This window comes from Aminobacter sp. P4_D5, assembly GCF_056401815.1.
Map to the genome: position 1 here is coordinate 1 of NZ_JBFUIP010000030.1, position 18434 is coordinate 18434.

The window sequence follows — 18434 nt, forward strand, 5'->3', positions numbered from 1 at the left end:
CCAGTATTCTGCTTTCGAAGCCCTCGCTGATGTCGCGCCGTGCCTGCTCGGGATCCGAGCAGTCCATGCCGTGCACGAAAAGCGTGCGCCGGTCGTCGGAGACATCGACCGACAGCGTGCCCGGCGTCAGCGTGATCAAATTGGCGAGCAAGGTGATTTCAAAATCCCGATCGACAATCAACGGATAGGCAAAGATGCCCGGCTTGATGTCCATGCGCGGCGACAGCACCAGCCTGGCCACCCGGAACGCCGACAGTAGCAGTTCCTTGATGAAGAGGCCGATAAGCAGAAGCAACGCCCAGGGCCGAATGACGGTCCTTGTCGTAAGTCGCTGCTCGCGCACCAAAAACAAGACAACCCAGCCGATCACGAAACCAAAGACCAGGTTCGGGATCGAGTAGCTGCCCGAAATGGCAACCCAGACCAGCGCCAGTATCAACTCGTTGCGGTAGGGGATCATGATCCGCCTCCCCCGGGGAAGACCGCGTGAACATAGGCCGAAGCATCGAGCAGCCCGCTCGCGGCAGTCACAGAGACACGGACGAACGGCTCGGGCACGATGCCCATCGCCAGCATCGCCAAGATAAGAACCACCACGGCACCGCAACCCAATGTCGGCATTGTTCCACCGGTTGCTGCTTGAACGCCGGGAATTTCGACGCGCCAGAACGCCAGGATGAACACACGCCCGAGCGCGACGGTGGCGAGGAAGCCACTCAACAAGATGGCCGCGGCGATCAGCCAGGCGCCGCTGTCGAGCGCGGCCCTGACCAGCATCACCTTGGGCCAAAGCCCCGACCCCGGCGGCAAGCCGGCCACCGCAAGCGAGATGATGAAGGCGAGCAAGGCGAGAAACGGGCTTGCGCCATAAAGACCGGACAGCCGGTGGAGCGAAAAGCTGCCACCGCGCTGGCGCATCAGGCCGCCAAGCAGATAGAGCGCCGACAGCGCCAGCATCGAATGCAAGGCATAGAATATCGCCCCTGAAAGCCCACCAGTCCCGCCCAGCGCGATACCCGCGAGCATGATGCCGACGCCCGAAATGACAAGGAACCCGGCGATCCTGCGAATATCGGACTGCGCCAGTGCACCGAGCGCGCCGATCAGCATCGTCGCCACCGCCACCCAGCCGATCACGCCAGCGAGCGCCACGTGCTCGACGGCAAAGATCATCACCAGCGTGCGCAGCAACGCATAGATACCGACCTTGGTCAAAAGCCCGCCGAACAGCGCGCCGGTGATGACAGGTGGGGTGTGGTAGGAGGCTGGCAGCCAAAAATTGACAGGAAAGGCCGCCGCTTTCATGCCGAAGGCGAGTAGAAAGAGCGTCGCTAGCGTCATCAGCGGGGCAGCATCGCCGATCTGCCCGGCCTTTATCGCCAGATCGGCCATGTTGAGCGTGCCGAAGGTGCCGTAGAGGTAACCTGTCGCGATCAAGAACAGCGTCGTACCAACGAGATTGAGGATCGCATATTTGGTGGCGCCGTCGATCTGCGACTTCTCGGATCCCAGGATCAGCAACCCGAAGGACGAGATCAAAAAGACCTCGAACCAGACATAGAGGTTGAACATGTCGCCAGTCAGGAAGGCGCCACTGACACCGGCCATCATCAACAACAGGAACGGATAAAAGCCGTAACGCCGGCCGGTCGCATCAACGTCGCGCACAGAGCAAGCGCAACAGAGGAGTGCAACGATCGACGCCGTCAGCGAAAACACGGCGCCTAGCGCATCGACGGTGAAGGAGATACCGAAAGGCGGCAGCCAGCTTCCCATCGTCATCGAGATGGGACCTTCGGCCAGCACACGCCGCAGCAAAAGACCATTCGTGCCGACCATGACCGCAAGCACGGCCAGCGCCAGGACCGCATGCCAGCGGATACTGTGCCGGATCATCAGCAGCACCGCTCCCGCAATGATCGGCAGCAGACCCGGCGCGATGATCAGCCAGTCGGACGCAGCCACGGGTGCCGCAATCATCGCTGCGGTCTTGTCGATGATCACACCTTGCACAGCCATAGGCTCAATACCCCATCGGCGGCAGGCCGTCGTCGACGGGCTCGGCAACACGCATGCCGTCGGTGTCGTCCATCCCGATCTCCTGGTAGGCGCGGTAGGCAAGCACCAGAAGGAAGGCAAAGAACGAAAATGAAATGACGATCGCCGTCAGGATCAGCGCTTGCGGTAAGGGATTGGCCACGGCACTTGCGGGCACGTCCAGCCCGTCGGCGATGATCGGCGGAACCTCGCGCATGACGCGGCCATTGGTGAAGATCAAAAGGTTCACCGCATTGCCGAACAGCACCACGCCAAGCAGGATGCGGATCATGTGCCGCGACAGCATGAGGTAGATGCCCGCCGTGAAGAACAGCCCGACAAGGATCGCGAATACGGCTTCCATCAGTCGGCCTCCCTGTCTTCGAGGGCGAGCGCAATCGATGTGAACGATCCCACCACGACAAGATAGACGCCAATGTCAAAGACCATGACGGTCGACAGGTCGGTGCTGATGCCGAAGAAGCTTGGCGCGCTCCACAGACCGGTCAGGAATGGCACGCCGAACAAAAGCGACGGCAGTCCGGCAGCCGCTGCGGCAAACAGCCCGAAGCCGGCAATTGCCATGGGATGGAAATAGAGCGCGCGGCGCACCGCCGGCACGCCGAAGGCAATACCATGAACACCAAAGGCCGATGCGGCGATCAGCCCCCCGGTGAACCCGCCGCCTGGGTCATTGTGGCCACGCAGCAGCACGAACACTGAAAACATCAACATGAGGCCGGTGAGATAGGGGGCTGCGGTCCTGAAGATCAGCGTCTGCATGCTACGCCTCCTCGGCCACTGTCGCGCGCGCTTCCGGCTTTTTCGAACGGATGCGCACCAAGGCCAGGATCGCGAGGCCAGTCACCATCACCACTGCGATCTCGCCCAGGGTGTCGAGGCCGCGGAAATCGACGATGATGACGTTCACAACGTTGCGGCCATGGGCGATCGTCTTGGAATAGGTGCTGAAGAACTGCGACAGCCGGTCGTCGAACGGCAATTGCGTCACCTTCAGGAGCAGTAGTGCGAAGCCCGTGCCGCACGCGGCGGCAATTGTCATGTCCAGCAGCTTCTGCCCGCGCGGCCGGTGGTCGGAGGGAGCAAGCCTGAGCCGCGTCATCACCAACGCCAGGATCACCACCGAAAGCGTCTCCACCATGAACTGGGTGAATGACAGATCCGGCGCGCCAAAGAGCATGTAGAGCAAGGCGACGGCAAAGCCCTGGATGCCGAGCGAGACGATCGCAGTCAGGCGGCTGCGCGCCTGAACAACCGCCGCCACGCCGATCACGGCAATGGCCAGAACGCCCCATTCGTAGAAACGGAATGCCGGCACGCTTGGCACATCAGGCAGTTCATCAAACAGCACCATCGGCAACAACAGCGCTGTTGCCACTGCAACGAATGTAACCGTCATGTAGATGTCGAGGCGGCCATTGTGGATGATGCGGGTCACACCCGTTGCGAGCCGCAACAGGCCGCGCAGCGCCTGGTCGAAACCTTGATCCGGTCCCCAGCCGATAGCCTTGAGTGTGGCTGCCATGGTGGCGCGCAGACTGTTCTGCGCCAGATAAGCTGCAATTCCCAACGCTATCGTTACGACGGACAGAAGCAGGGGCAGACCAAGATGCGGCACCACAGAAATCTGCACATCGATCGCCTTGCCGGCCACTGCACTCGCCGTCGGCGACGACAGCAGGCGGTGCGCCAGCGGGAACGCCAGCGACAGGCCAAGACCTGACAAGCCCAGAACCATCGGCCCCAGCCACAGCGCCAGCGGCCCCTCATGGGCCGGTTTCGGGGTCTTGATCGCAGCGCCCAGGAACGGCTTCAGTGCGACGACGAAAGCCACGGCGAACATCAGGGCGTTGCCGACAACGACCACAGGCAGAGCTATGCCATTCCAGGCATATGACGAGCCGAGTGCTGCGTAGATCTCTTCCTTGGCAAGGAACCCGAAGAACAAAGGTGCGCCGCCCATCGACAATGCAGCCATCAAGGCTGCCGCAAACGTGATGGGCATGGCGCGGCGCAGGCCGCCCAGCTTGGCTACATCGCGGGTACCCGCTTCATGGTCGATCAAGCCAGCGACCATGAAAAGCGCGCCTTTGAACATCGAATGTGCGATCAGATAGAGCGCCGCCGCCTCGACCGCCTTGTCCGACCCAAGGCCGGTCAACATGACCAGCAGGCCGAGCGAGGCTACGGTGGTGTAGGCAAGCATCAGCTTGAGATCGGTCTGYCTGACAGCGAGCAGCGTGCCTATGGCAAGCGTTGTTCCGCCAAACAGCGGCAGGATCGTTTCCCAGGCCGTGGTATCGCCCATGACCGGGTTGAGGCGCATCACCAGATAGACGCCTGCCTTCACCATCGTCGCCGAATGCAGATAGGCCGAAACCGGTGTCGGCGCCTCCATGGCGTTGGGCAGCCAGAAGTGGAATGGAAACTGCGCCGACTTGGTGAAAGCACCGCCGAGCACCAACACCAATGCGGCCAGATAAAGCGGGCTGTTGCGCAAGACGTCGCCGGAACCAAGCAGCAGCGCCGAAAGCTCATTCATGCCAGTCACTTGTCCGATCACCAGCAGGCCGGCGAGCAGCGAAAGCCCCCCCAAGCCGGTCACCAGCAGCGCCTGCAATGCCGCGCGCCGCGAGGCTTCTCGCGCGTGATCGAAACCGATCAAAAGGAACGAGGTGATCGACGTCAGTTCCCAATAGACGAACAGCATCAGGAACGAATCCGAGACCACCAGACCCAGCATCGCGCCCATGAACAACAAGATGAACGAGAAAAAACGCCCCTGCTGGGCATGCCCTTTGAGATAGCCGCCGGAATAGATGACGATCAGCGTGCCGATGCCCGAGATCAGCAGCGCAAAGGTCAAGGACAGACCGTCGAGATACCAGGAAAATCGCAGACCAAGGCTGGGCGCCCAGTCAAACCCGTTTGAAACAGCAACTCCGGAACTCACCGTTCCGAGCATCCCGGCGAAATGCACGAATACAAGCAATGGAACTGCGGCGAGCAGCCAGCCGGCATTGTGTTTCATCAAGCGGGTCAGAAGCGGAGCGAGCAGTGCACCGACAAATGGCAGCATGAGGATAAGGAAGGTCAGCGGACGGGCCCTCTTTGCGTCTCACGTTATTACCGCTAGGGGCATAAACGCCTAGCCAGGTGGGGGCAAGCCTGAACCGACCTTGTCAACGACTCGTGTCGTCGAGTTGATGAACAATGCAACTCAGCTCTTGAACCCGCCCTGATCGGCGTGTTCAGTCGCCATTCGAGATTCATCTTATGCGAGACGCAATGACCAGACCCGCCATTTTCGCCGATATCGCAGCTCCCTCGACGGAGCGACGGCCCGTTTCCGACACGCATCACGGCATCACGCGCGTCGACGAATATGCCTGGCTGCGTGCCGACAATTGGCAAGAAGTGTTCCGCGACCCGAGCCTGCTCGATCCGGCGATCCGCAGCCATCTCGAAGCGGAGAACGGCTACCAGTCCGAACTGATGGCGGACACCACTGAGCTCAGGAAGACGCTTTTCGAGGAAATGAAAGGCCGCATCAAGGAAGACGATTCCTCTGTGCCGATGAAGGATGGCCCCTTCGCCTATGGCTCGTCCTACAAGAAGGGCGGCGAGCAGCCGCGCTATTTCCGCATTCCAAGCGAAGGCGGCCCTGAGGACATCATTCTCGATGGCGACAAGGAAGCCGAAGGCCATGCCTATTTCCGCTTGGGCGGGCTCGACCACTCATCCGACCATGCCCGCCTGATCTGGGCGTTCGACGACAAAGGGTCGGAATTCTACACCCTGCGTGTTCGCGACCTGTCGGATGGCAACGACCTCGGCGACATCGTCGGTGATACCGGCGGCTCGGGTGTGTGGGATGCCGCCAATGCCGGTTTCTTTTATTCCCGTCTCGATCCTAACCATCGCCCGTCAAAGGTTTTCTACCATGCTCTAGGAACCGCACCTGGCTCGGATCGGCTGATCTATGAAGAAACCGATCCCGGCTTCTTCATGAATGTCGGCGGCACGCGCGCCAACGACTGGATCATGATTTCGATCAGCGATCATGAGACCTCGGAATACCGTCTCTTCCCGGCCACCGATCCCCTCGCCGCGCCGAAGCTGGTGGCGGCCCGCGAAATCGGACTGCAATACGATCTCGAAGAAGGCGGCGACATCTTCTTCGTGCTGACCAATGCCGAYGGCGCCAAGGATTTCAAGATCATGACCGCGCCGGTCAACGATCCGGTCCGCGCCAATTGGAAGGAACTGGTCGATCATGAGCCGGGCCGCCTCATCCTGTCGGTCATCGGCTTCAAGGATTTCATGATCCGCCTCGAGCGAAAGGAAGGCCTGCCGCGCATCGTCGTGCATGAGCGCGCCACCGGCGCCGAGCACCACATCTCTTTCCCCGAAGAGGCATTTTCGCTCGGGCTGTCGGGCTCTTATGAATACGACACCGACACGATKCGTTTTTCCTATTCGTCGATGACAACGCCAACGCAGTTGTTCGACTACAACATGCGGACGCGCGAACGGGTGCTTCTCAAGACCCAGGAAGTGCCTTCGGGCCACAATGCCGAGGACTATGTCACGCGGCGCCTGATGGCACCTGCTCCCGACGGCGAACTCGTGCCGATCTCGCTGATCCATCATCGCGACACGCCGCTCGACGGCACCGCGCCCTGCCTGCTCTATGGCTACGGCTCCTACGGCATGACGATTCCGGCATCGTTCAACACCAACTGCCTGTCGCTGGTCGACCGTGGCTTCGTTTATGCCATCGCTCATGTTCGCGGCGGCAAGGACAAGGGTTATGCCTGGTACGAAGACGGCAAGCGCGCGACCAAGGTCAACACCTTCACCGACTTCATCGCCACAGCCCATCACCTGGTCGCGGAGCGCTACACCTCGCATGACCGCATTGTCGCGCAAGGTGGCTCGGCCGGCGGCATGCTGATGGGGGCTATCGCCAACATGGCGCCGGAAGCCTTTGCCGGCATCATCGCCGAAGTGCCCTTCGTCGATGTGCTGACCACGATGCTCGACGACACCTTGCCGCTGACGCCGCCGGAATGGCCCGAATGGGGCAATCCGATCGTCTCCGAGGACGACTACAAGACCATTGCCGCCTACTCGCCCTACGACAATGTCGCTGCTCTCGACTATCCGCCGATCCTGGCGGTCGCGGGCCTGACCGATCCGCGGGTCACCTATTGGGAGCCGGCCAAATGGGCGGCGCGCCTTCGTGAGCGCAAGTCGGGCAACAGTCCGGTGCTATTCAAGATCAACATGGATTCCGGCCACGCTGGCGCCTCAGGCCGCTTCTCGCGGCTGGAGGAAGTCGCCTTCAACTACGCCTTCGCCTTGAAGGTGGCCGGGCGCGCCTGACGACTGCAAAGGGGACCGGCGGTTGCAATAACCGCCGGTCCGAGATCAACCGGCCGGCTTCGGCGGCTGCGCCGGGTAGCCGTTGGAATGTCCTGGAATTGCCTTGAGATAGACCGCGATCGCCGCGCGGTCCTCGGCGGTCAGCCTGGCCATGTTCTTTTGCACTTCGACCATCGTGCCGCCGACCGAATCGAACTCCGGCGTGAAGCCGGTTTCGAGATAGCTGGCGATATCGCTTTCCGACCAGCCGCTTATGCCGCGCCCTTCCGGCGTGATGTTGGGCACGACACCGTCACCTTCGGCGGCTTTTGCGCCCGCCAGCCATTGCGCTTTCTCAGTGCCGCCAGCAAAGCTGCGCGGCGTGTGGCATTCGCCGCAATGCCCCATCCCTTCCACCAGATCGCGCCCATGCAGGAGTTGCTCCGGTGCGCCGTCGGCAAGAGCGACCACAGGTTCGTTGCTGAGGTAGAGCATCTTCCACAGCCCTACCCCGCGACGAACATTGAACGGGAAAGCGAGGCTATGGTCAGGCGCCTGTCCGGCGACGGGTGGCAGCGTCTTCATGAAGGCATAGAGGTCGGCGACATCGGTCGGCTTCATGCGGGCGTAAGAAGTATACGGAAACGCCGGGTAAAGGTGCTGCCCCTCGCGTGCCACGCCCTTGAGCATCGCGTTGGCGAAGTCTTCTAGCGACCACGCGCCGATGCCGTCTTTGGGATCGGGAGAAATGTTCGGCGCAACAAAGGTGCCGAATTGTGTCTTGAGTTCGACGCCACCCACCAGTTGCAGGCGCGCATCGCCTTCCGATTTTGGCTTGGCATGACAGGACGCGCAGCCGCCTGCATCGAAAATGCGCTGGCCCCGGGTCGCGTCGCCGATCCCAATTGCCGCCAAGGTCTCCGGTCCCAATTTCTCGGGAACCGTCAGCCACCAAAAAACCGCGGCTCCGGCGCCGCCAAGCGCCAGAGCCGCAATTGCGAGTTTCTTGAAAACAGCCATCCGCTAGGGGTCAGCCCTTCTTCACGCGGAAAGCCTCGTGGCAGGTGCCGCAGGTCTGGCCAATCGCGCCGACCTGAGCTTTCAGCGCGTCAAGATCCTGAGCTGGATTTGCCACCGCTGCGGCAGTGACCGCCTTGAACTTGTCAACCTGAGCCTGGAAGCCAACCGGGTCCTCCCAGATTTTCGGGGAGGCTGTCGTGTCGCCCTTGTCGCTCCCGACGGGGAATGACGCGGCAACGTCGATCTTTTGAACATTGGTGTTGAGCGCCGTCAAAGCCGCCAGAACGGCGGCCGCATCGAATGGGGTTTCCCCCTTCACCATCTTCACGAGTATGCCGACATCCCTGGCATTTTCCTTCATGACCGCTTGGCGATCGGCAATCACGTCAGCGAATGCCGCAGTAGTAGCAAGCGCAAGCGCTGCAACGGCAAATACGAGCTTTCTCATTAGGTCCTCTCCGGGTTGCGATATGCTGCCTAGGGCCAACGGCGAAACTGGCCGAATTCGTCCCGATATTCTCCTCACGCTTCCGTGATCTCGGCAGTTAATTTCGCAACACCTCAACAAACGAAAAAGCCCCGGACTTGCCGGGGCTTTCCTCGTTCAATGATGGGGCTCAGGCCTTTTCGTACAGCTCGAGCACGTAGTCCCAGTTGATCAGGCTGTCGACGAACGCCTCGAGGTATTTCGGGCGAGCGTTGCGATAATCGATGTAATAGGAATGCTCCCAGACGTCGACGCCGAGGATCGGGGTCGCGCCGTGGACGAGCGGGTTCTCGCCGTTCGGGGTCTTGGAGATGGCAAGCTTGCCATCCTTGACCGACAGCCAGGCCCAGCCCGAACCGAACTGGGTCGTACCAGCGGCGATCAGATCCGCCTTGAACTTGTCGTAGCCACCGAGATCGGCATCGATCGCCTTCTGCAGCGCGCCGGGCAGTTTGGTGCCGCCGCCGCCCTTTTTCATCCACTTCCAGAAGTGGACGTGGTTGTAATGCTGGGCAGCATTGTTGAACAGGCYGGCGTTCTTGCCGAATGACTGCTTCACCACCTCTTCCAGCGACAGCTTGTCCATGCCTGCTTCCGCAGCCAGCTTGTTGCCGTTGTCGACATAAGCCTTGTGGTGCTTGTCGTGGTGATACTCGAGCGTCTCCTTCGACATGAAGGGCTGCAGCGCCTCGTAGTCGTAGGGCAATTCGGGCAATTCAAAAGCCATGGATCATACTCCCTTGCTGGCAATTTAGCGGCATGACTATGCCGTCTACAGATAGGTCGTCATCGTCTTGTGACAACAGATGAGAGGCGCTGTTTTTTCTTTGCTACACTCAGGCCTTAGCTGTCGCGTGCGCCCACTCCCAATATAGCTCGCGCGATTTTTTTGCTACCGGTCCCGGCTGCAGAATTCGATCTTCGATGCGCGTGACCGGAACAACCTTGGAATGGTTGCCGGTAGAGAAGATTTCATCGGCTTCAAGGAATTCGCGCACCGACAGCGTCTTTTCGACGACCGAAACGCCCTGCTCGGCAAGAAGCGACATGGTGCGGCTGCGCGTTATTCCGGAAAGAAAAGTTCCGTTGGGTGCTGGCGTGAACACCTGGCCGTTCTTGACCAGGAAAATGTTGGACGAACCTGTCTCGGCGACATTGCCCAGCATGTCGAGCACAAGCGCATTGTCGAAACCGCGCATCTTGGCCTCGAGGATCGCCCGGCCGTTGTTCGGATAAAGACAGCCCGCCTTGGCGTTTGTCGGCATGGTTTCCATGCTCGGGCGACGGAAGGGCGACAGGCCGATCGAAAATCCCGTGGGAGGGAGCATCGGTGATTCGTACAGGCACAGGCAGAACCGGGTCGAGGCAGGGTCAGCGGGCACGCCCATGTAGCCGCCATGCTCGGCCCAATACATCGGCCTGATATAGACCGCCGTCTTGCCGTCGAATTTCTTGAGCCCATCCCAGGTCAGCCCGACGATCTGCTCGGGGCTCATGGTCGGCTTCAAGCCGAGCGCAATGGCCGAGGAATTGACGCGGCGCGAATGCGCTTCAAGGTCCGGCGCCACACCCTCGAACCAGCGGCCGCCGTCGAACACGCTGGAACCGAGCCACATGGCATGGCTGCGTGGGCCAATGATGGCGACATTGCCCTCGTGCCAGTCACCGTCGACGAAGGTCCAGGTCGTTGATTGTGCAGCCGCCGCGAGCGTCATGGTCTGTTTCCCGTCGCATCTTGTTGATCGTCGGCATGGAAAAGCCTTTGGAACCCCTCGTCAACCAGCAAGAAGCTGAAATGTTGGAGCCAGCCGATAGTTGCGCTTGCGCTCGGCGCCAAGCCGTTGGAAAACCACGGCATGCGCCACGCTGCCTACATATTCGATGCCTACGGCACGCTGTTTGACGTGCATGCGGCCGTTCGTCGCCATGCCGCCGACATCGGTCCCGAAGGCCAGCTTCTGTCCGAGATCTGGCGGGCCAAGCAGCTCGAATATTCGTGGGTCCGTACGCTGATGGGCGTCTATCTCGACTTCTGGCAGCTCACCGAGCAGGCACTCGACTTCGCCTTCCGAAAAGTGCCCTCGGTCGACCCGGCGTTGCGCARCAAGCTGCTTGATGCCTACTGGCGCCTGGATTGCTATCCCGAGGTTCCCTCGGTTCTGCGCGGCCTGAAGGAAAATGGAGCACGGCTTGCCATCCTCTCCAACGGCTCGCCAGCCATGCTGGAAGCCGCGGTACGTTCGGCCGGGCTCGACCTGATCCTGGACGAGATATTCTCCGTCGACAGCGTGCGGCGCTTCAAGCCGGACCAGTCCGTCTACGATATCGTCGCCAGCAACTGGCGCCTCTACCCGCAAGCGATATCGTTTCAGTCGTCCAATCGCTGGGACATTGCAGGCGCCGCGAAGTTCGGTTGCCGCACCGTCTGGATCAATCGCACCGACCAGCCAGACGAGTATCGCGACTTCCCGCCCTCGCTGATCCTGCCGTCGCTGGAAGGTTTAGTTACAATTGGTTAGCTACCCATAGGTCAATATTGTTGCCATAACGCAACAGTGATTGGCCTGTCACAGCTTCGCCATGCTTTGTCCACCCTCAGGTCAGATTTTGACCCGCCTATCACCGCGAGCGTTAAGGGGGACGCAGTCAGTTTCCTTTAAATTCACCATTTCTTTCGAACTGGAATCCTAGATCGCAGCCATGCCCACATTCATTGATTCATCCCGCCCGCTCAGCCGGCGCGGCTTTCTAAACTTGGCAGCCGCAGGCGCTGCCACTGCAGCGCTTTCCGCCTGCTCGACCGTCACCGGAGGCAGCACAATCGTCGGCGCCCCGGTGATAGCACCCCCACCACCCGCTATTGACCCCGCCTTCGGCGACTATGTCAGCATGTATGGCCCAGTCAGTGACGAGGGCTATGAAGTTCCGGGCATCCCGCTCAAGAAAGTGAAGCCCCAGTTCCTTCGCCAGATCGTTCGCGACCCCACTGGCGAGCGCCCCGGCACCGTGGTCGTCGACACCTCGACGCACTTCCTCTACCTCGTTCGCGAAAACGGCGAAGCGATGCGCTATGGCGTCGGCCTCGGTCGTGCCGGCTTTGCCTGGTCTGGCCGCGCCGTCATCCAATGGAAGCGCAAGTGGCCCAAGTGGACGCCGCCGGACGAAATGATCGGCCGTCGGCCGGAGCTCGAGAAGTACAGCGTCCGCAACGGCGGCATGGCACCGGGCCTGGACAACCCGCTCGGCGCGCGCGCGCTCTACATCTTCCAGAACAACGAAGACACGCTCTACCGTGTCCACGGTTCGCCGGAATGGTGGACGATCGGCAAGTCGGTGTCGTCGGGCTGCGTGCGCCTGATGAACCAGGACATCATCGATCTCTACGATCGCGTGCCGTCCAAGACGCCGATCCTTGTCACCAGCGGCCTCGGCGTCGCCTGATCTGTGCGATGGCGGCGCGTCCATGACGCGCCGCCTCAGCCCTGATCAGAAGCCCTTTTTCAGACTTCCAAGAATGCCGCGAACCAGTGCGCGGCCAACCGACGAGCCGACCGAGCGCACGACCGACTTGAGGGCGGCTTCGGTCACAGTCTGGCGGTTTGAAGCCCGGGGTCGTGGCGCACTGCCGGTCGTACGACCTCCCGAACTGGTGCTGCCACTGTCATTGCCGAAGCCGGGAATGGTCCATCCGCCACCACCCGTATTCGCCTGCTGTGCTTGCTCCTGCGCCTTTTGCGCATCGAGTGCTTTCTTCTGCAACATTTCGAATGCCGACTCGCGGTCGACCGTCTGGTCGTATTGTCCGGCGACCGGACTTTCGTTGATCAGCTTCCGGCGCTCTTCGGGCGTGATCGGCCCAAGCCGCGACGCCGGCGGCCGGATGAGTGTCCGCTGCACCATAGACGGCACGCCCTTGGTCTCAAGCGTCGACACCAGCGCCTCGCCGGTGGCCAGTTGGGTGATTGCCTTGGCGCAATCGAAATCGGGGTTCGGACGGAAGGTGTCCGCCGCCGTCTTGACCGCCTTCTGCTCGCGCGGCGTGTAGGCGCGCAGCGCATGCTGCACGCGATTGCCCAGCTGCGCCAGCACGGTTTCGGGAACATCGAGCGGGTTCTGGGTGACGAAATAGACGCCGACGCCCTTCGAGCGGATGAGGCGCACGACCTGTTCGACCCGGTCTACGACGATCTTGGGCGCTTCGTCAAACAGCAGGTGCGCCTCGTCGAAGAAGAACACCAGCTTCGGCTTGTCGGGATCGCCGATTTCCGGCAGCACTTCAAACAGTTCGGAGAGCAGCCAGAGCAGGAAGGTCGCGTAAAGCCGCGGGTTCATCATCAGCTTGTCGGCGGCGAGCACGTTGATCGCGCCGCGCCCGTCGCGCGTCGTGCGCATGATGTCGGAAATCTTCAGCGCAGGCTCGCCAAAGAAATGGTCGCCGCCCTGCTGTTGCAGCACCAGCAGCGAACGCTGGATCGCGCCGACCGAGGGCCGCGTGACATTGCCGTAGCGCGCGCCGATTTCTTCGGCACGCTCGGCGACGTTAGCGAGCAACGACTGCAAATCCTTCATGTCGAGGAGCAGAAGCCCCTCTTCGTCAGCGATGCGGAAGGCGATGTTGAGCACGCCTTCTTGCGCATCGGTAAGGTTCATCAGCCGCGACAGCAGCAGCGGGCCCATCTCCGAGACCGTTGCGCGGATTGGATGGCCCTGCTCGCCGAAAAGATCCCAGAAGATCACAGGGAACTCCTGGAATTCGTAAGGATCAAGCTTGATCGCCTGGGCACGGGCGGTGAGGAAATCCTTGGCTTCGCCCATCATGGCGATGCCCGACAGGTCGCCCTTGATGTCGGAGCAGAACACCGGCACGCCAGCGTTGGAGAAGCCCTCGGCGAGGACCTGCAACGTCACCGTCTTGCCGGTACCCGTCGCCCCTGTCACGAGGCCGTGGCGATTGCCGTATTTCAACAGCAACTCTTCTGGCCGTTGATAGCTGTCGTCCGGCTTGCGGCTGGCCCCAATGAAAATGCTTTCGTCCTGCGCCATGGGCTGTCTCTCCGGCAACGGCAATGCTCTTTTCGACCGCATCGGCGATCACATGAAAGGTATAGTGGGGGCACTGCAGTGCGACAATGGCGCGCGGCCAAAATGAGCTGCGCGGGCTGGCACGCCAATCGATAGCGCCCGCACCCAACTTGCCATCGCAAGCTTGTCTTGGATCGCAGCGCCTCATATGTTATACGTAAGTTATAACACGGAGACGCCGCCATGAACGTGACCGTTCGCAAGATTGGCAATTCGGAGGGTGTGATCCTGCCCAAGGAAGTGCTCGAAAGGCATAACCTCAAGGCAGGCGACACGCTGGAAATAGTCGAATCCAAGGATGGCCTGACCCTCAAGCCGACTGACGACGTGTTCGAGCGGCAGATGGAAGCGGCAAGCAAGTTCATGGATAAATACAAGGTGGCGCTTCAGAAGCTCGCCGAATGAGCCCGCTGTTTCTGACACCGCTGGTGGTTGAGGCAATGCACGCGGAGCAGTTGCGGCGACACGGCGGTGCACATGGCCTCCGTGATGAAAATGCGCTGATGTCGGCACTTGCCCGCGCCGAAAACAAACTCGCCTATGGCGATCCTACGATCATCGAACTGGCGGCAGCCTATCTCTTTGGAATCGCCCGCAACCGTGCCTTCGTTGACGGCAACAAACGCACGGCAATCGTGGCAGCGGGCACATTCCTGGCAGTGAATGGTTATGAGATGACAGCCGACGACGGCTCGCTCTATTTGTTTGTCATGGGAGTCGCAGCTGGCGAGATCGATGAGGCAGGCGCGGTCGCTTTCTTCCGCGACCACACGGTCCCCATCGAGGTCTAGTTGCCCAGTTCGACGATTTCCCACTCGTGTCCGTTGACGGACGCGACCTCACCGACAGTCTTGCCGAACAGCGCAATCGCCATTGGTGAGGCATGGGAGATGCGGCCACTGGCTGCGTCAGCCTCGTCTTCGCCGACGATCTTCCAGACATTGCGCTTGCCGTTGTCATCCTCGATCACGACCTTCATGCCGAACCGGACGACGGTGCTGTCGGGTTCGGGAACAGAAACTTCGGCCGTTTCCCGGCGGGACTGCCAGTAACGCAGGTCGCGTGAGACAGTGGCGATGCGCTCGCGGTCGGCATCGTTCTCGGCCTTGGCCAGATCCTCGCGCAAGCTCGCAAGCTGGGCCTCGATATGGGCCAAACCCTGCTCGGTCACGAGGTTTCGCGATGCGCTGACCGGCCGTTCGCCGATGTCGGCAATCACATTTTCACTGTCGTCTTCACGGGTGAAAGCTCTGCTCATGACCTGAACCTAGGCGTTCGTTGCTCCGATAACAAGCCAGCTCATCTGACCGACTACTTACACTTTTAGAGTGAATGCGGGGGTAGGCCGAAGCGACGCAACTTCGATGCCGTTCCAGTTCTTCAGCACCGGCCTGGCCGCCTTGTTCAAGTTGTCCGCCAACGCGTGGTCATCCGCCAAAAGCATGGCCAGAACCGCCGCGATCATGGTCTCGGCAGCCCTACCCGCGCCGTCATCGCATTTCAGCGCGATACCGAGCCCAAGCTCAGGCACAGCCGCGCAAAAAACGCCCTCGGCGCCGACCTTGACGAAGATCCGTCCGGGTGCAGCCTGCATCAACTCCGTATCCGCCCTGTCGGTTCCAGCGACGAGAAAAGGTTCGGCCATGCAGGCCGACATCAACCGCCGCGCCGCCTTGGCCCGCTCGGCACCAACCCCGTTGCCAGTGACCATCCGTGCAAAACCCAGCGCGAGATTGTGCAGCGGCACGGCAAAGACCGGAATCGAACAGCCGTCTGTGCCCCGGTTGTCTTCGTTGTGGGGAGCGCCTGTTACAGCTTCCATAGTCTCGCGGATCATCTGCTGGAAACGATGCTCTGGCCTGACATAGCCTTGATGGGCGATACCAAGATGGCGGCAGGTGCAGACGAAAGCGGAATGCTTGCCCGAGCAATTGTTATGCAGCGCGCTTGGCGAGGCTCCGCTGCGCGCGAGTGCTATCATGGCATTCTGGTTCGAGGGCCAGTGCGCGCCGCATTCCAGCGCATCAGCTTCAAGACCTGCCTTGGCGAGCATCGCCTTGGCCAGTTCGGCATGAGCGACTTCGCCGGAGTGCGAGGAACAGGCAAGCGCCAGCTCGCGATCGCCGAAGCCATACGCGTCAGCCGCGCCGCTTTCGACGAAGGGTAGCGCCTGGATCGCCTTGACGGCCGAGCGCGGAAACACCGCCTGCTGCGTATCGCCCACCGCGAAAACCTGCTTGCCGCCGCCGTCGACGACGACGATCGCGCCACGGTGCACGCTTTCGACGAGTGTGCCACGCAGCACCTCGACCAGAACCGGATTTGTCATTGCTTGCGAGCCTTCATGCAGGTGCGGTCAATATTCGGGCGGTGTCCGCGACCATTGGATCCGGTCCGGCATCATGCCCCATCCCCCGATAGCCCGGCTGCGATAAATCCGCCATCCACGGCGAGCGTGTGGCCGTTGACAAAGCTTGCTTCAGGAGAAAGCAGGAAGGCGATTGCGGCGGCAATTTCCTCGGGCTCGGCCAGCCGCCCCGGCGGCATGTGACGCCGGTCGATCCCGCCATTGCCAGCGGCGTCTGCAGCAGTTGGGCCGGCAGCGATTGCGTTGACGCGAACGCCGCGATTGCCAAACTCCAGCRCCAACACTTCGGCCATAAGCTTGAGGCCCGCTTGCGATGCCGCGACGGCGAGTTGGCCGCGATGGGCACGCAACCCGGCAACCGTCCCGACATTGACGATGGACAGCGAAGCGCCCATCCGCTCAAGTGCCGCCTTGGCCGCGATGAAGGGTCCGACGAGGTTCACGTCGAGCGCTTCGCGCAGCATTTCGGCACTGGTGTCTTCGGCGCTGGCCAGTCGTCCAAATCCCGCGACCGCGACCAACCCACCTATGAGACCGAGACTATCCACCACCTGGTCGAAAGCCTCGGCGACATTGTCTTCGTCGGTCGGATCGGCCTCGATGAAAACAACATCGTCATTGCCAATGGCGTCCTCTGCAGCGGCAAGTGCTGCCCCATCGCCATCGATCATCGCCACCGGCCATCCATCCGCGATCAGGCGCTCGGCCACTGCAAGGCCGACGCCCGAAGCGCCACCGATGACCACGGCGGATTGCCTCATCTGATACGATCCAGGATAGAGACGTAATTGGCGACCGCAGCCCCCCCCATGTTGAAGATACCGCCAAGCTTGGGGTCCTTGACCTGGATGCCACCGGCCTCGCCAGTAAGCTGCATCGAGGTCAGCACATGCATCGACACGCCTGTCGCGCCGATGGGGTGACCCTTTGCCTTCAGTCCGCCCGAGGGGTTGACCGGCAGGCGACCGTCCTTGGCCGTGACCCCTTCCATCGCGATCCGGGCGCCTTCGCCACGCGGTGCGAGCCCCATTGCCTCGTATTCGATCAGTTCGGCAATGGTGAAACAGTCGTGCGTTTCGACGAAGGACAGATCGTCCAGCGTCACGCCAGCCGATTTCAGTGCCTTTGCCCAAGCCACTTCGCAGCCCTCGAACAAAAGGATGTCGCGCTTCGACATCGGCAGGAAATCCTGGACATGCTCGTTCGCGCGGAAGGCAACGGCGCGGCGCATGCGCAATGCCGTCGTGCTGTCGGTCAAGACGAGCGCTGCCGCGCCATCCGACACAAGCGAGCAGTCGGTGCGCTTCAGCGGGCCGGCAACAAAGGGGTTCTTCTCGCTTTCCTKSCGGCARAACTCRTAGCCGARRTCCTTGCGCATCTGGGCRTAGGGATTGTCSACGCCGTTCTTGTGGTTCTTGGCGGCGATCATCGCCAACGCGTCCGACTGGTCGCCGTAGCGCTGGAAATAGGCCTGAGCGATGTTTCCGAACACGCCTGCGAAACCGGCGGGCGTTTCACCATCCTCGGGCAGATAGGATGCCTTGAGCAGGTTCTTGCCGATCTCGGGGCCCGGCGTCGTCGTCATCTGCTCGGCGCCAACCACCAGCACGATGCGGGAGCCCGCGTTCACCGCGCGAATGCCCTGGCGTACGGCAGCCGAACCTGTTGCGCAGGCGTTTTCGACCCGCGTTGCCGGCTTGAAGCGCAGCCGGTCGTCGGCCTGCAGCACAAGGCTCGCGGTGAAATCCTGGGCAGAAAAACCGGCATTGAAATGGCCAAGCACGATCTCATCGACATCGTCCGGCCCGATGCCGGCATGCTCGAGCGCCTCGCTGGCGACCTTGGTTATAAGGCTTTCGAGCGTCTCGCCCTCAAGCTTGCCGAAACGCGAATGCGCCCAGCCAACGATGCACGCGGTCATTTCTGCCTCCAATCACAGAGCGCATGTTGCGCCAATTCAGGGGTAAATCCAACGCCCCTATTAAGTTCAATATTGAACAGATTTGATCCACTTTCAACGTCGGAAATAGGGCATTGGGCGGCGGAGTTTTT

19 protein-coding genes are annotated in these 18434 nt (G+C 61.2%); 5 read left to right on the plus strand and 14 right to left on the minus strand.

Features of this window, described 5'->3' with window-relative positions; all coding sequences use genetic code 11:
* From AC1DWF_RS09210 to AC1DWF_RS09230, 5 genes are all read right to left on the minus strand, one after another.
* The coding region (locus AC1DWF_RS09210) for a Na+/H+ antiporter subunit E (RefSeq protein ID WP_476841618.1) at window positions 1-460 on the minus strand (460 nt) is incomplete at its 3' end.
* The gene (locus tag AC1DWF_RS09215; RefSeq protein ID WP_476787494.1) at window positions 457-2019 is read right to left on the minus strand and encodes a Na+/H+ antiporter subunit D; all 1563 of its coding nucleotides are present in this window, start codon (window positions 2017-2019) and stop codon (window positions 457-459) included. The genes AC1DWF_RS09215 and AC1DWF_RS09210, both read right to left, overlap by 4 nt.
* A gap of 4 nt (window positions 2020-2023) precedes the next feature.
* Entirely contained in the window at window positions 2024-2401 is a 378-nt protein-coding gene (locus AC1DWF_RS09220; RefSeq protein ID WP_476782988.1) for a Na+/H+ antiporter subunit C, read from the minus strand.
* A complete protein-coding gene (locus AC1DWF_RS09225) occupies window positions 2401-2820 on the minus strand; it encodes a Na+/H+ antiporter subunit B (RefSeq protein WP_476787495.1) in 420 nt (139 codons plus the stop codon). Before AC1DWF_RS09225 ends, AC1DWF_RS09220 begins: the two co-directional genes overlap by 1 nt.
* A 1-nt stretch (window position 2821) precedes the next feature.
* Window positions 2822-5143: a putative monovalent cation/H+ antiporter subunit A gene (locus AC1DWF_RS09230; protein WP_476782993.1), complete on the minus strand. Its 2322-nt coding sequence runs from the start codon at window positions 5141-5143 to the stop codon at window positions 2822-2824.
* Between the two features lie 203 nt (window positions 5144-5346).
* Between AC1DWF_RS09230 and AC1DWF_RS09235 the strand changes: the two genes are divergently transcribed.
* Entirely contained in the window at window positions 5347-7446 is a 2100-nt protein-coding gene (locus AC1DWF_RS09235; RefSeq protein WP_476841619.1) for a S9 family peptidase, read from the plus strand.
* Window positions 7447-7491: 45 nt separating this feature from the next.
* Here AC1DWF_RS09235 and AC1DWF_RS09240 read toward each other — a convergent pair whose 3' ends face one another.
* The 4 genes from AC1DWF_RS09240 to AC1DWF_RS09255 form a co-directional block, all read right to left on the minus strand.
* Window positions 7492-8445, minus strand: a complete 954-nt coding sequence (locus AC1DWF_RS09240; protein WP_476782985.1) for a cytochrome c — start codon at window positions 8443-8445, stop codon at window positions 7492-7494.
* A 10-nt stretch (window positions 8446-8455) separates the two neighbouring features.
* A complete protein-coding gene (locus AC1DWF_RS09245; RefSeq protein ID WP_476782984.1) occupies window positions 8456-8893 on the minus strand; it encodes a c-type cytochrome in 438 nt (145 codons plus the stop codon).
* A gap of 169 nt (window positions 8894-9062) precedes the next feature.
* Window positions 9063-9659, minus strand: a complete 597-nt coding sequence (locus AC1DWF_RS09250) for a superoxide dismutase (protein WP_476841620.1) — start codon at window positions 9657-9659, stop codon at window positions 9063-9065.
* 109 nt (window positions 9660-9768) lie between these two features.
* A complete protein-coding gene (locus AC1DWF_RS09255; RefSeq protein ID WP_476782982.1) occupies window positions 9769-10647 on the minus strand; it encodes a branched-chain amino acid aminotransferase in 879 nt (292 codons plus the stop codon).
* Window positions 10648-10788: 141 nt separating this feature from the next.
* Here AC1DWF_RS09255 and AC1DWF_RS09260 point away from each other — a divergent pair, with 141 nt between their 5' ends.
* Both AC1DWF_RS09260 and AC1DWF_RS09265 read left to right on the plus strand, forming a co-directional pair.
* Window positions 10789-11451: a haloacid dehalogenase type II gene (locus AC1DWF_RS09260; RefSeq protein ID WP_476841621.1), complete on the plus strand. Its 663-nt coding sequence runs from the start codon at window positions 10789-10791 to the stop codon at window positions 11449-11451.
* Between the two features lie 181 nt (window positions 11452-11632).
* Window positions 11633-12373, plus strand: coding sequence for a L,D-transpeptidase (locus AC1DWF_RS09265; protein WP_476782980.1), 741 nt, complete (start codon window positions 11633-11635; stop codon window positions 12371-12373).
* A 45-nt stretch (window positions 12374-12418) separates the two neighbouring features.
* Here AC1DWF_RS09265 and AC1DWF_RS09270 read toward each other — a convergent pair whose 3' ends face one another.
* Window positions 12419-13975 (minus strand): helicase HerA-like C-terminal domain-containing protein, encoded by a 1557-nt coding sequence (locus AC1DWF_RS09270; RefSeq protein ID WP_476782979.1) that lies wholly within the window; start codon window positions 13973-13975, stop codon window positions 12419-12421.
* Window positions 13976-14197: 222 nt separating this feature from the next.
* Between AC1DWF_RS09270 and AC1DWF_RS09275 the strand changes: the two genes are divergently transcribed.
* Window positions 14198-14419, plus strand: a complete 222-nt coding sequence (locus tag AC1DWF_RS09275; protein WP_476782978.1) for an AbrB/MazE/SpoVT family DNA-binding domain-containing protein — start codon at window positions 14198-14200, stop codon at window positions 14417-14419.
* Entirely contained in the window at window positions 14416-14805 is a 390-nt protein-coding gene (locus AC1DWF_RS09280) for a type II toxin-antitoxin system death-on-curing family toxin (RefSeq protein WP_476787497.1), read from the plus strand. The genes AC1DWF_RS09275 and AC1DWF_RS09280 overlap by 4 nt, the downstream gene beginning before the upstream one ends.
* Here AC1DWF_RS09280 and AC1DWF_RS09285 read toward each other — a convergent pair.
* The 4 genes from AC1DWF_RS09285 to AC1DWF_RS09300 all read right to left on the minus strand — a co-directional run bounded on the left by AC1DWF_RS09285 (window position 14802) and on the right by AC1DWF_RS09300 (window position 18303).
* Window positions 14802-15272: a GreA/GreB family elongation factor gene (locus AC1DWF_RS09285; RefSeq protein ID WP_476784074.1), complete on the minus strand. Its 471-nt coding sequence runs from the start codon at window positions 15270-15272 to the stop codon at window positions 14802-14804. The two genes, AC1DWF_RS09280 and AC1DWF_RS09285, sit on opposite strands and share 4 nt — an antisense overlap.
* Before the next feature lie 57 nt (window positions 15273-15329).
* Complete coding sequence (locus AC1DWF_RS09290; RefSeq protein WP_476784073.1) at window positions 15330-16343, minus strand: asparaginase; 1014 nt, start codon at window positions 16341-16343, stop codon at window positions 15330-15332.
* 71 nt (window positions 16344-16414) lie between these two features.
* A complete protein-coding gene (locus AC1DWF_RS09295) occupies window positions 16415-17143 on the minus strand; it encodes an SDR family NAD(P)-dependent oxidoreductase (protein ID WP_476841622.1) in 729 nt (242 codons plus the stop codon).
* A complete protein-coding gene (locus AC1DWF_RS09300; RefSeq protein ID WP_476841623.1) occupies window positions 17140-18303 on the minus strand; it encodes an acetyl-CoA acetyltransferase in 1164 nt (387 codons plus the stop codon). The genes AC1DWF_RS09295 and AC1DWF_RS09300 overlap by 4 nt, the downstream gene beginning before the upstream one ends.
* Between the last annotated feature and the right edge of the window lie 131 nt (window positions 18304-18434).

Excerpts from the sequence above, each read along its gene's own strand:
- AC1DWF_RS09215 (WP_476787494.1), bottom strand. The coding sequence starts at position 2,019 with ATGGCTGTGCAAGGTGTGATCATCGACAAGACCGCAGCGATGATTGCG.
- AC1DWF_RS09220 (WP_476782988.1), bottom strand. The coding sequence starts at position 2,401 with ATGGAAGCCGTATTCGCGATCCTTGTCGGGCTGTTCTTCACGGCGGGC.
- AC1DWF_RS09225 (WP_476787495.1), bottom strand. The coding sequence starts at position 2,820 with ATGCAGACGCTGATCTTCAGGACCGCAGCCCCCTATCTCACCGGCCTC.
- AC1DWF_RS09240 (WP_476782985.1), bottom strand. The coding sequence starts at position 8,445 with ATGGCTGTTTTCAAGAAACTCGCAATTGCGGCTCTGGCGCTTGGCGGC.
- AC1DWF_RS09245 (WP_476782984.1), bottom strand. The coding sequence starts at position 8,893 with ATGAGAAAGCTCGTATTTGCCGTTGCAGCGCTTGCGCTTGCTACTACT.
- AC1DWF_RS09255 (WP_476782982.1), bottom strand. The coding sequence starts at position 10,647 with ATGACGCTCGCGGCGGCTGCACAATCAACGACCTGGACCTTCGTCGAC.
- AC1DWF_RS09265 (WP_476782980.1), top strand. The coding sequence starts at position 11,633 with ATGCCCACATTCATTGATTCATCCCGCCCGCTCAGCCGGCGCGGCTTT.
- AC1DWF_RS09270 (WP_476782979.1), bottom strand. The coding sequence starts at position 13,975 with ATGGCGCAGGACGAAAGCATTTTCATTGGGGCCAGCCGCAAGCCGGAC.
- AC1DWF_RS09275 (WP_476782978.1), top strand. The coding sequence starts at position 14,198 with ATGAACGTGACCGTTCGCAAGATTGGCAATTCGGAGGGTGTGATCCTG.
- AC1DWF_RS09280 (WP_476787497.1), top strand. The coding sequence starts at position 14,416 with ATGAGCCCGCTGTTTCTGACACCGCTGGTGGTTGAGGCAATGCACGCG.
- AC1DWF_RS09285 (WP_476784074.1), bottom strand. The coding sequence starts at position 15,272 with ATGAGCAGAGCTTTCACCCGTGAAGACGACAGTGAAAATGTGATTGCC.
- AC1DWF_RS09290 (WP_476784073.1), bottom strand. The coding sequence starts at position 16,343 with ATGACAAATCCGGTTCTGGTCGAGGTGCTGCGTGGCACACTCGTCGAA.